General features: G+C 69.2%; 8 protein-coding genes and 1 pseudogene. 6 read left to right on the top strand and 3 right to left on the bottom strand.

The window, feature by feature from the left end:
• Window positions 1-204 precede the first annotated feature (204 nt).
• Window positions 205-1,428: a serine hydrolase domain-containing protein gene (locus VNW53_RS10480; protein WP_325555552.1), complete on the top strand. Its 1,224-nt coding sequence runs from the start codon at window positions 205-207 to the stop codon at window positions 1,426-1,428.
• Here VNW53_RS10480 and VNW53_RS10475 read toward each other — a convergent pair.
• Window positions 1,370-2,971: an MATE family efflux transporter gene (locus VNW53_RS10475; protein ID WP_325555550.1), complete on the bottom strand. Its 1,602-nt coding sequence runs from the start codon at window positions 2,969-2,971 to the stop codon at window positions 1,370-1,372. The genes VNW53_RS10480 and VNW53_RS10475 overlap by 59 nt on opposite strands.
• An 85-nt stretch (window positions 2,972-3,056) precedes the next feature.
• Complete coding sequence (locus VNW53_RS10470) at window positions 3,057-4,478, bottom strand: amino acid permease (RefSeq protein WP_325555549.1); 1,422 nt, start codon at window positions 4,476-4,478, stop codon at window positions 3,057-3,059.
• Window positions 4,479-4,728: 250 nt separating this feature from the next.
• Between VNW53_RS10470 and VNW53_RS10465 the strand changes: the two genes are divergently transcribed.
• Window positions 4,729-6,816: a redoxin domain-containing protein gene (locus VNW53_RS10465; protein WP_325555547.1), complete on the top strand. Its 2,088-nt coding sequence runs from the start codon at window positions 4,729-4,731 to the stop codon at window positions 6,814-6,816.
• Window positions 6,817-7,034: 218 nt separating this feature from the next.
• Here the strand turns inward: VNW53_RS10465 and VNW53_RS10460 are convergent, their stop codons facing one another.
• Window positions 7,035-7,664, bottom strand: a complete 630-nt coding sequence (locus tag VNW53_RS10460) for a helix-turn-helix domain-containing protein (RefSeq protein WP_325555546.1) — start codon at window positions 7,662-7,664, stop codon at window positions 7,035-7,037.
• Window positions 7,665-7,819: 155 nt separating this feature from the next.
• Between VNW53_RS10460 and VNW53_RS10455 the strand changes: the two genes are divergently transcribed.
• From VNW53_RS10455 to VNW53_RS10440, 4 genes and pseudogenes are all read left to right on the top strand, one after another.
• Window positions 7,820-8,626: a UDP-2,3-diacylglucosamine diphosphatase gene (locus tag VNW53_RS10455; protein ID WP_325555545.1), complete on the top strand. Its 807-nt coding sequence runs from the start codon at window positions 7,820-7,822 to the stop codon at window positions 8,624-8,626.
• 70 nt (window positions 8,627-8,696) lie between these two features.
• Window positions 8,697-8,885, top strand: a pseudogene (locus VNW53_RS10450) (TetR/AcrR family transcriptional regulator); the annotation flags it as partial.
• 129 nt (window positions 8,886-9,014) lie between these two features.
• Window positions 9,015-10,112: a glycosyltransferase family 1 protein gene (locus tag VNW53_RS10445; protein ID WP_325555555.1), complete on the top strand. Its 1,098-nt coding sequence runs from the start codon at window positions 9,015-9,017 to the stop codon at window positions 10,110-10,112.
• Window positions 10,113-10,119: 7 nt separating this feature from the next.
• Window positions 10,120-12,540, top strand: coding sequence for a TonB-dependent receptor (locus VNW53_RS10440; RefSeq protein WP_325555543.1), 2,421 nt, complete (start codon window positions 10,120-10,122; stop codon window positions 12,538-12,540).
• Window position 12,541 lies beyond the last annotated feature (1 nt).

Raw genomic sequence — 12,541 nt, 5'->3', positions numbered from 1 at the left:
AAGGCCTTGAAGGCGTCATAGAGCCGCCGCGCGGTCGGGCCGTCCACGGCGTTGCGCGCCTGCGGCCGCTCGATGGTGACGACGAGCGTGCGGCCGCGGGTCTCGGTGCTGACGGTGTCCATGAGGGTCTCCTTGACCCCGAGACGGTGCTTGCGGGGGCTCAGGATGCAAGGGCAAAAGGATCGCCAACACCGGAGGAACGCGATGAGCAAAGCCACGTCCGCAGGGTTCTCGACCGAACGCCTGGCGCGCATCGACCGGTTTCTGCAGGAGAAATACGTCGGTCCCGACCGGATGCCCTGCGCCCAGTTCCTGCTCGCCCGCAACGGCGAGACCATCCACGAGAGCGTCATCGGACACCGCGACGTGGAGCGCGGCGTGGCGCTCACCGATGACACGGTCTTCCGCATCTATTCCATGACCAAGCCGGTGACCTCGGTGGCCCTGATGACCCTGGTCGAGGAGGGCCTGATCGCGCTGGACGACCCGGTGGCCAAGCACATCCCCGCCTGGAAGGACCTGGCGGTCTATTCGGCGGGACTGGGCCCCTACCTGACCACACCGCCCGCGCGGCCGATGCAGGTGGTCGACCTGATGCGCCACACCTCGGGCCTGACCTACGGCTTCCAGAGCCGCACCAACGTCGACGCCGCCTACCGCAAGCTCAAGGTCGAGCAGATGCACGGCGGGCACGACCTGGAGACCTTCATCGCGCTGCTCGCCAAGCTGCCGCTGGAGTTCTCGCCCGGCGAGGCCTGGAACTATTCGGTCTCCACCGACGTGGTCGGCTACCTGGTGCAGAAGGTGGCCGGCAAGCCGCTCGGCCAGGTGCTGAAGGAGCGCATCTTCGATCCCCTGAAGATGACCGACACCGGCTTCTTCGTCCGCGAGGACCAGCGGGCGCGCTTCGCCGCCTGCTACGACGCCACCCCGCAGGGCGGACTGAAGCTGCAGGACGATCCGGCCGCCAGCCCCTACCTGAAGCCGCCGGCCCTGGAGTCCGGCGGCGGCGGCCTGGTCTCGACCGCGGCCGACTACATGCGCTTCGCCAACATGCTGGTGAACGGCGGCGAGCTGGAGGGCCGGCGGATCCTCAGCCCCATGACCGTCAGGCTGATGGCCTCCAACCATCTGCCCGGCGACAAGGACCTGACCGAGCTGTCGCGCTCGCTGTTCTCGGAGAGCACCAACGCCGGCGTCGGCTTCGGCCTGGGCTTCGCCGTGGTGTTCGATCCGCCGAAGACCCTGATCCCCGGCTCGAAGGGCGAGTTCTACTGGGGCGGCGCGGCCTCGACCGCCTTCTGGGTCGATCCGGTGGAGCAGGTGACGGCGGTGTTCATGACCCAGCTCCTGCCGTCCTCCACCTATCCTATTCGGCGGGAGCTTCGGACTTTGGTCTACTCCGCCCTGCTTCAGACGAACGCCTGATCTCGAAGCTCTCCTCGTCGGTGATGGCCTCGCTTTCGTCCATCATCGGCTGGCCGAGGCCCGTGTCGGGCGCGTCGGCGCTGGGCCGCATGTCCAGCATCCGCGACTTGCGCCAGCCGCCCCAGCGGTAGTAGCCGCCGGCCAGCACCAGCGTCGTCAGGCTGCCGATCGGGAAGGCGATCCAGATGGCGTCGGCGCCCAGGCTCTTCTCCATGAAGATCGCCAAGGGGACGCGGACCACCCACAGCGAGATGACCATGGCCAGAAGTGGCGGCCAGACCGATCCCGTAGCCCGCACGATGCCCGAGAAGATGAAGGCGACGCCGAACGGGATGAAGCCCCAGAGCACGATGTGATTGATATGCACCGCGATCGGCAGCGAGGCGCTGGTGGACGGTAGGAAGGCCTGCAGCGCCCAGGGGTCGACCGCCTCGAGGATCAGGATCGGCGCGCCGGTGAAGAGGATCGCATAGGCCGCCCCGATCATGGCCACCTGTTCCACGCGGTCCATCCGGCCTGCGCCGACGTTCTGCGCGGCCATGGAGGACACCGCCGCGCCCAGCGCCATGGCCGGCATCTGGACGTAGGTCCACAGTTGGGAGGCAGCGCCGTAGGCCGCCGAGGTGTGCACGCCGTAGCGGTTGACGAAGGAGAGCATGGTCACCGCGGCCAGGCTGATCACCATCATCTGGATCGCCATGGGCAGGCCCTTGGAAACCATCGTCCAGATGATCCTGAGGTCCGGGATCAGGAGACGCCAGGCGGAGGGCCGCAGCATCAGGATCGAGCGCTGGCGATAGAGGTGGATCATCATCAGCGCCAGGGTGATGCCCTGGGAAATCAGGGTGGACATCGCGGACCCGGCGATCCCCATCTTGGGAAACGGCCCAAGCCCCATCAGCAGGAGGGGGTTGAACACGATGTCCAGGCCGACCTGCAGGAGCGCGAAATAGAACGGCGTGCGGCTGTCGCCGGTCCCGCGCTGCGCCATCATCAAGTAATTGAAGAAGAAGACGAATGGCATGGCCGCGAAGATCACTCGCAGGTAGGCGATGGCGTCGATTCGCGCGGCCGCAGGCGTGCCCATTGCGGCCAGGATGTGCGGTGTCAGGACGCCGCCCAGCAGGCCGATAGCCAGGGACAAAGCGACAAAAAAGGTCGTGGCGGTGCCGATCACCCTGCGGGCCAAGGTTTCGTTTTTCGCCCCGATCGCCTGGCCGATCAGGATGTTGGCGGCCATGGTCACGCCGAAGGCCGCGCCCTGCATCATGAAGAAGACCTGGCTCGCGTTGTTGGTCGCCGTGACGCCGGTCTCGCCCAGGACGCGGCCGACCCAGAACATGTTCGCCGTCATGTTCAGCGACTGCAGGATGTTGGATCCCAGCACCGGCAGGGAGAAGGCGATCAGCGTCTTGCCGATCGGGCCGACCGTCAGGTCGGGGCCCTTGTGGCCCGGAAAGCCGCCCGCGCCGGGACGCCCCGGGCCTCCGGGTCTGCCGCCGCCTGGACCTGGGCCCGAATTCACCGCCGTCTCACTCCCCATGCAGCGTCGCTGCCGCCCCGCAACCGGGGATAGACCGCAACCGCCGGGGACGCAAAGCGGCGGTTTTGCACAGGGTCCACGAAATCTAGGGACGGATCGCCGCGTCGATCGCCCGCAGCCGGCTGTTCGTCCGGCCGTAGGCGAGGTAGGCGACCACGCCGATGGCGTTCCAGACGAAGAAGAAGCTAATCGTTTTCGCCGACAGGCTGGTGAACAGGTAGAGGCACCCCAGCACCGCCGCCGGGCCGATCAGCCACACCGCCGGCGTGGCGAACGGGCGCACCAGTTGCGGCGCGCGGCGGCGCAGGACCATCACGGCCATGGCCGTGGCGATGAAGGCGGCGAGCGTGCCGGCGTTGGCCAGGGAGGCGATCTCCGACAGCGGCATGAAGCCGGCGACGGCGGCGGCGATCAGGCCGGTCATCATGGTCACGGTCGAGGGCACGCCCCGGCGGCTGACCGCGGCCAGGCCGATGGGCAGCAGGCCGTCGCGGGCCATGGCGAAGAACACCCGGCTCTGGCCGAACATGAAGACCATGATCACGGTCGGCAGCGCCACCACCGCGGCCCCGGCGATCAGCGAGGCCGCCGCCGGATGGTTGAGTTGGCGCAGGACGAAGGCCAGGGGCTCGCCGCTTTTGGAGAAGACGTCGAAGGGCGAGGCGCCCAGGGCGCACGCGGCCACCACCATGTATATCAAGGTGCAAAGCAGCATCGATCCGACGATGGCGATGGTCAGGTCGCGCTTGGGGTTCTTGGCCTCCTCCGCCGCCGTCGAGATGGCGTCGAAGCCGTAGAAGGCGAAGAAGATGATCGCCGCCGCGCCCATCACGCCGTACTTCTTGCCGCCCATTTCATGGGCCCCGAAGCCGAAGGGCGCGAAGGGGTGGAAGTGGCCGGCGTCGAAGCTCGGCAGGGTCAGCGCCACGAAGGCCGCCAACGCCACCAGCTTGATGCAGACCAGGACGAAATTGACCGTCGCGCTTTCGCGGGTTCCGATCAGCAGCACGCCGGTGACCACCAGCGCGATGAACACCGCCGGCAGGTTGACGATGCCGCCGGCCTCGGGCCCCGCCAGCAGGGCGGCGGGGATCGGGATGTGCGCCCCGTGCAGCAGGCCAGCCGCATAGCCCGCCCAGCCGACGGACACCGCGCTGCAGACCAGGGTGTATTCGAGGATCAGGCTCCAGCCGATCACCCAGGCGATCAGCTCGCCCAGGGTCATGTAGCTGTAGGCATAGGCGCTGCCGGCCTGGGGGCTGAGCGAGGCCATCTCGGCGTAGCAGAGCGCGGCGCAGGCGCAGACCAGGCCGGCCACGCCGAAGGACAGGATCACCGCCGGCCCGGCCAGCCCCGCGGCGACCCCGGTCAGGGTGTAGATGCCGGTGCCGATGATCGCGCCCACGCCCAGGGCCGTCAGGTGCGGCCAGCCCAGAGTGCGCTTCAACTGGGCGGTGTGGGACCCTAGGCCGGCGTCCACCGGCTTGGTGCGCGTGACGAAGCTCATGGACGTTTCCCCCGATGCCGGGCGCACCATGGCCCGCGTCGCAGCCCCTCGCCAAGGTCCGAGGCTCCACAGGGCCGACGCGGGAACGGCGCGAGGGGAAAACGCCGCTCCCCGAACATGACAAACTTGAAACCTTCCCCCGGTGGATTTGACCGCCTGAACGGTGTTAAGTTAAGGGCTCGATAGGCCTCTGCGCGTAAAATCGCCGCGAGAGTCAGAAGAGCCCATTCGGAGAGGAACGAACCCTATGATGTCTGCGCGACTTGGCGTGTTGGGAGCGGCGGCGAGCGCCCTTCTGGTCTACGGCTGCTCGACGGGCTCGGCGTCCAACGCCTTGCAGTCCGCCCAGGGCGCCTCGGCGACCGAGACCATGGCGATGAGCGCGACCCCCGCGCGGGTCGACAACTTCATGCTGGTCGACGCCCAGAAGATGGAAGCCCACGAGCTCTATCGGATGGCCGACGACAAGGCGATCGTGCTGGTCTCGACCGGCGTCGGCTGCCCCATCGCACGCGCCATGACGCCGGCGCTGAAAGCCTTGCGCGACAAGTACGCGGCGCAAGGGGTCGAGGTGATGCTGGTCGACTCGAACCTGCAGGATAGCCGCGAGGCCATCGCCGCCGAGGCGAAGGAATACGGCATCGACATCCCGATCCTGATGGACTCGAACCAGATCATCGGCGAGGCGCTGGGGGTCACCCGCACCGCGGAAGTCTTCGTGATCAATCCGAAGACCTGGGCTGTCGCCTATCACGGCCCGCTGGACGACCGCTCCGACTACGGGATCCAGAAGGCGGTGAGCAAGCCGTTCGCCGACGCGGCGCTGGCCGCGGTCCTCGCCGGCCAGCCGGCCCCGGCCGCGACGCAGGCGTCCAAGGGCTGCCTGGTCGACTTCCCGGCCCGCGAGAAGAAGGCGCAGATCACCTACGTCAAGGACGTGGCCCCGATCCTCGAGGCCAAGTGCGTGGCCTGCCACGAGGAAGGCGGCATCGGCCCCTTCGCGATGAAGAACTACGAGATGGTCAAGGGCTTCTCGCCGATGATCCGCGAGGTCCTGCGCACCGACCGCATGCCGCCCTACAACGCCGACCCGCACGTGGGTAAGTTCTCCGACGACAAGAACCTGTCGCCCGCCGAGATCAAGACCCTGGTCCACTGGGTGGAGCAGGGCGCGCCGCGCGGCGAAGGCAAGGACCCGCTGGGCTCCAAGCACCTGGTGGCCGCCGAATGGCCGCTGGGCAAGCCGGACCTGATCCTGAACGTGCCCGCCTACACCATCCCCGCCTCCGGCGTGGTCGACTACCAGCACCCCTGGGTCGCCAATCCGGAGAAGGAAGGCAAGTGGCTGAGGGCCTCCACCGTGAAGGTCGAGAGCCGTCAGGGCGTGCACCACGTGCTCACCGGCTACCTGACCGACGTGCCGCAGCCCGGCCAGCAGGCGTTCGAGAACAAGTGGGGCGTCTCGCTGGGCGGCTACGCGGTGGGCGCCGAGAGCGAGATCGCGCCGAAGAACGTCGGGACCTGGATCCCGGCGGGCGGCGCCGTCGGCTTCCAGACGCACTACACGCCCTTCGGCAAGGAAGTGACCGACCACACCCAGATCGCGCTCTACTACTACAAGGACAACGAGAAGCCCGACCTGGTGATGCACAACTCGGTGATCGTGAACAACGCGATCGTCATCCCGCCGAACGATCCGCACCATCAGGAAACCGGCTACATCACCTTCCCGCACGACGCCCTGCTCTATGCGGCCTTCCCGCATGCGCACTATCGGGGCGCCATGTCGGACCTGTGGATCCGCTATCCGGACGGCAAGGAAAAGCTCCTGCTCTCCCTGCCGCGCTACGACTTCAGTTGGCAGCGGGACTACACCTTCGCCCAGCCGATCGCGGTTCCCGCGGGCTCGAAGCTGATCGCCCACTTCATCTACGACAACTCCAAGCGCAACCCGGCGAACCCCGACCCCAGCAAGCAGGTGGTGTGGGGCGACCAGTCCTGGGAGGAGATGTTCTACACCGCGATCCGCTATCGCTGGGTGGATGAGACCTCCAAGCACATGGTCGACTACGACAAGGGCCTCGACGAGGACCGCATGATGGGCATGCTGGACTCCAACATCGACGGCAAGCTCGAGAAGTCCGAACTGAAGGGCCAGCTCGGCGCCCAGATCCTCAAGTACTGGGACGTGCTGGACAAGAACCACGACGGCTTCATCGACAAGGAAGAGCTGGCCGCCATGCAGAAGATGATGGGCGAGCAGCACCGGCGCCGTGAAGCCGAGGCCAAGCCCGCGGCGGCTCCGGCCGCGGCCACCCCGACGGCGGGCGGCAAATAGGCCCGATCGCCCAGAATTGAAGTTGGAGAAGGCCCGGTGTGATCGCCGGGCCTTTTTCGTTGGAATCATCCCTCCTCTTTAGGGGAGGGTGGCCGAGGCAACGCCGAGGTCGGGTGGGGGTGTCTCGGCCAAGCTGAGAGCCTCGCGCTTGAACGCGGCTCCCCCGCCCTGGCCGCTGCGCGGCCTGTCCCTCCCCTAAAGAGGAGGGATGACCATGCTCACTCCCACAGGTCGTGGACGTCGCCCTTGCGGTTGAGCATGCGCACCGCGCGCTTGACCACCGCCAGCAGGCGCTCGCGCCGGGCGGACTGGTCGTAGGTCATGGCGCCGCGGGCCATGCCTTCCAGCAGGAAGCGGCCGAGGTCGCGGCTGGTCTGGAAGCGCGGGTCCTCGCCGGCCTGGGCGAGCGCGCCGAAGCCGCCGACCTGGGCGCGGTCGAAGGCGGCCTGGGCGGCCGCCAGCCGGGCCCGCAGCATCGGCTCGGTGCGCGCCGCCGACTCCAGCTCGGCGAAGGCCACGAAGGGCGGCGCCTGCAGCAGGGCCCAATAGCCGTCGATAGCCGCCTCCGAGGCGTCCTGGCCCGGCGCGGCCGAGGCCCGCGCCGCCTCCTCGAACAGCCGCGCGCGGGCGATCTCGATGTGGGTGATGGCCGCCTCCACCAGCTCCTCGCGGGTGGCGAAGTGATAGAGCATGGCGCCGCGGGTGAGCTTCGCCGCGTCGGCGATCAGGCCGTTGGTGGCCGCGTGATAGCCGATCTCGGCGAACAGCCGCATGGCGGCGTCGAGGATTCGCGCACGGGTTCGCAGCGACTTGGGCGTCGCCTTCGCCGGATAGGTTCTGGCGTCCATCTGGACCAATTCAAGGGCGACCTGGGGAGGGTCTGCTCGGAGCCACACCCCTAGCAGGACATGCCGAGACCCCGCCAGGGGCTTGGATGACCTTCGCAAAACCGACACGGAATCAGGGCACGGCTGCTCGGAATATGGGCGATACGGGGCGCAACGTGACCGAAGCCGCAGTCCGCCGCTACCGCAGTGTGTTCATTTCCGACGTCCACCTGGGCACCCGCGGCTGCCAGGCCGACCTGCTCCTCGATTTCATCCGCCACATGGAGTGCGACACGCTCTACCTGGTGGGCGACATCGTCGACGGCTGGAAGCTGCGCACCGGCTGGTACTGGCCGCAATCGCACAACGACGTGGTGCAGAAGATCCTCAGGCTGGCGCGCAAGGGCGTGGCGGTGATCTATGTGCCCGGCAACCACGACGAGGTGGTCCGCGACTTCTGCGGCGTGCATTTCGGCGGCGTGGTCGTGGCGCGCGACGCCGTACACGAGACCGCCGACGGCCGCCGCTTCCTGATCACCCACGGCGACGACTTCGACGCGGTGGTGCAGCACGCCAAGTGGCTGGCGTTGCTGGGCGACTGGGCCTACCGGGCGCTGCTGGCCTCCAACACCCTGATCAACCGGGTGCGCCGCCGGTTCGGATTCGGCTACTGGAGCTTCTCGGCCTTCGCCAAGACGCGGGTGAAGAAGGCCCTGCAGTTCATCGAGAACTTCGAGCAGGCGGTGGCCGACGAGGCCCGCCGCCGCGGCGTCGACGGGGTGATCTGCGGCCACATCCACAAGGCCGAGAGCCGGATGATCGATGGCGTGGCCTATATCAACGACGGCGACTGGGTGGAAAGCTGCACGGCCCTGGTGGAACATGCCGACGGGCGGCTGGAAATCCTGGAATGGCCCAAGGTGCGCGCGAGCCTGGCCGCCGCGCCGGAACCGCTGCCGCTGGCTGAACCGCTGGCCGCCTGACACCCGCCCGGGCGACAGCGCCGCCGCGCGCGATTGACAGAACGACGCAACTCGTGACAGTGCGCCTGTCATGAGATCGCCGGCCGTCCCCCCGAACCTCCGCGACCGGCAGCGCGAGGAGACGCGCGAGCAGATTCTGCGCGCCGTGGGCCACCAGCTCGAGCAGGGCCCGCTGGAAGACCTCTCCTTCGCCGAGATCGCCAAGGACGCCAAGGTCGGCGAGCGCACCGTCTACCGCTACTTTCCCACCAAGGAGGCGCTGCTGGGCGCCTTCTGGGCCTGGATGCAGAGCCAGGCGGTGGCCACGCCGGAGCCCCGGCCCCGGCCGCCCCGCTCGCTGCCGCGCATCCGCGAGGCGATCAAGGCGCCGCACGACGCCGGGCGGCCGATGCGCATCCTGCTGGCCACCGACGCCTGGGAGCCTCAGGTCAACGGCGTGGTCCGCACCCTGACCCGCGTGGTCGCCGAGCTGAAAGCCATGGGCCATTCGGTGGAGGTGATCAGCCCCGACCAGTTCAAGACCTTCCCCCTGCCGACCTACGCCGAAATCAAGGTGGCGATCGGGGTTTACGAGCCGGTGCAGGAGCGCTTCAAGGCCTTCGAGCCGGAGGCCATCCACATCGCCACCGAAGGCCCGATCGGCCTGGCCGCCCGGCGCATCTGCGTGGAATGGAAGCTGCCCTTCACCACCAGCTACCACACCCGCTTCCCGGAATACGTCTCAGCGCGGCTGCCTTTGCCGCTGGCGGCGGGCTACGCCTACATGAAGTGGTTCCACAAGCCGTCCGGGCGGCTGATGGTGGCCACGCCCACCATGCGCGACGAGTTGGCGGGCCACGGCTTCCGCAACATCTCCTCCTGGTCGCGGGGCGTGGACACCGAGGCCTTCCATCCGCGCGGGCCCAGCGATCCGGACATCTTCTCGGACCTGCCCAAACCGATCTTCCTCTATGTGGGCCGCGTGGCCGTGGAGAAGAACATCGAGGCCTTCCTCGGCATCGACCTGCCGGGAACCAAGGTGGTGGTCGGCCCCGGCCCACAGCTCGACGAACTGAAGGCCAAGCACCCGAACGTGGTGTTCACCGGCTCCAAGTCCGGCTGTGACCTGGCCCAGGCGTTCAACAGCGCCGACGTCTTCGTCTTCCCCTCGCTGACCGACACCTTCGGCCTGGTGATCCTGGAGGCCATGGCCTCGGGCACGCCGGTGGCCGCCTATCCCGCGCCCGGCCCCATCGACATCATCCCCAACTCCGGCGCCGGCGTCCTGGCGGCCAGCGCCACGGAGGGCCTGCGCGAGGCTTGCCTGGAAGCCCTGTCCTGCGACCGGCGGCAGGTGCGCGCCTTCGCCGAGAAGTTCTCCTGGCGGGCCTGCGCCGAGGACTTCGTACGCAACCTGCAGCCCTATCCGGAGCCGGAGAAGACCCGCTTCTGGCGCCGCCTGCGCAGGCTGGCTAGGGTGCGCCGCCGTAGACCCGAGGCCGCTTAGAGTTCCCATGCGCCGCATCGCCTCGACCGTGTTCGCGGCAGCCGCCTGCTGCGCGCCGCTCGCGGCCCGCGCCGCCGAGGACCCGACCGCCGTCACCCCCCTCGTCGTGGTCGCCCCGACGCCGGGGCCGGGCGCCGGGATCGAGGCGGACAAGCTGCCGGCCTCCATCGAGGCGCTCAACGCCGCCGACCTGCAGCGCCGCGGCTCGCCGGCGATCACCGACGCGCTGGAGCAGCGCACCCCTGGCCTCAGCCTCTCCGACAGCCAGGGCAACGGCTTCGCCCGCTCGCTCAACTACCGCGGCTTCACCGTCTCGCCCCTGCAGGGGACGCCGCAGGGGCTGGCGATCTACATGGGCGGGGTGCGGCTGAACGAGGCGTTCGGCGACACGGTCAACTGGGACCTGATCCCGGAGGTCGCGGTCCGCCGCATCGAGCTGGTCACCGGCGACCCGGCGTTCGGGCTGAACGCCCTGGGCGGCGCGCTCAGCCTGACCATGAAGACCGGCCGCGACGCCGAGGGCCTGGCGGCGAGCGTCGAGGGCGGGTCGTTCGGCCGTGCGTTCGGCTCTGCGGAGTACGGCGCCGCGCGCGGTCCGTGGTCGGCCTATGTGGCGGTCGACGGCGGCCGCGAGGACGGCTGGCGGCTGCAGTCGTCCTCCAGCGTCGTGCGCGGCTATGCCGACCTGGGCTGGCGCCAGGGGCGCGGCGAGGTCCATCTGATCGCCTCGGGCGGCGAGACCCGCCTGGGCGTGGTAGGGCCGACGCCGGTCGACCTCCTGGCCAAGGACCGCGAGTCGATCTTCACCTTCCCGCAGACCACCGACGACCGGAGCGCGCTCCTGGCGCTGAACGGATCGTTCAAGCTCTCCGACGCCTGGTCGCTGCAGAGCGGCCTCTACGGCCGCGCCTTCCGCCAGAGCCACACCGACGGCAACAGCGGCGATTTCGAAGGCTGCGGCGGCGATGCGATGAGCCCGCTGTTCGGCACTCTGTGCGTCCAGGGCGACAGCTTCCCGGCCGCGATCAGCCCGCCCGCCGCGGCCTTCCAGGTGCTGGGGGCCGGCGGCGCCCCGATCGCCTGCCCGCCGCCGGCCGCCGGACAGGGCCAGCCCTGCCAGGGCGTCGCCTACGGTACGGTCGACCGCACCCACACCCGCACCGTGACCGCGGGCCTCTCGCTGCAGGCGGTGCGCGAGGCCCCGCTGTTCGGCCGCACCAACCTGTTCACCGCCGGCCTGAGCCTCGACGAAAGCCATGTGCGCTTCGCCGCGGATTCGACGCTCGGCCTGATCTTCCCCGACCTCAGCGTCCAGACCACGCCGGGCGTCGTTCCGGGCGCGGGCCAGGTGATCCATACCGCCGGCGCCATCGCCTACAGCCCCGTCGACCTGCATGCGACCGCCCGCAACGCCGGCCTCTACGCCACCGACACCCTCGACCTGACCGAGCGGCTGTTCCTGACGCTGAGCGGGCGCTGGAACGGCCAGCGGATCTCGACCTCCGACCGCACGGGGGTCAGCCCCGATCTCGACGGCCGGCACAGCTTCGAGCGCTTCAATCCCGCCGCGGGCCTGGCCTGGAAGATCGCCCCCTGGATCACCGCCTACGGCGGCTACGCCGAGACCAACCGCGCGCCGACGCCGCTGGAGCTGTCCTGCAGCAACCCGCTCAAGCCCTGCCTGCTGGAGAACGCGCTGGTCTCCGACCCACCGCTGAAGCAGGTCGTCTCGCGCGCCTGGCAGGCCGGCCTGCGCGGCGCGTCGCCGGTGATGGGCGGCCATCTGGACTGGCGGCTCGGCGCCTACCGCAGCGACAACGACGACGACATCGTGGCGATCGCCAGCGCGATCCAGGGCCGCGGCTCCTACGCCAATGTGCCGCGCACCCGCCGCGAAGGCCTGGAGGCCGAGGTGAACCTCGTGGCCCAGCGGTGGACGGCCTACGCCTCGGCGAGCCAGGTGGAGGCGACCTACCGGTTCTCAGGCGCCCTGCCCTCGCCCAACAGCCCGTTCGCCGACGCCGGCGGCAATGTGGCGGTGACGCCCGGCGACCGCATCGGCGGCATTCCGCCCGGCCGCTTCAAGGCCGGGGCCGACTACAGCCTCACCTCGCGGATCACCATCGGCGTGGACCTGCTGGGCGTCAGCGCGCAGCGCCGCGTGGGCGACGAGGCCAACCAGGACGCCGAGCTGCCGGGCTACTGGGTGAGCGGGGTCCACGCGGCCTGGGACCTGGGCCGGGGGCTCACCCTGTTCGGCCGGATCGACAACCTGTTCGACCGCCGCTACGCGAGCTTCGGGACCTATTTCGACATCAATTCGTTGGCGAACCTGCATCCGTCGCCGCTGCCCGCCGACGGCGACCCCCGCATGGACACCCCGGCGCCCCCGCGCGCACTGCTGATCGGCCTGCGGGGCCGCTGGTAGG

Source organism: Phenylobacterium sp. (genome assembly GCF_035569475.1).
Taxonomy (GTDB): Bacteria; Pseudomonadota; Alphaproteobacteria; order Caulobacterales; family Caulobacteraceae; genus Phenylobacterium.
The sequence above is the reverse complement of the archived record's forward strand: the minus strand, read 5'-3'. Positions and strand labels throughout refer to the sequence as shown.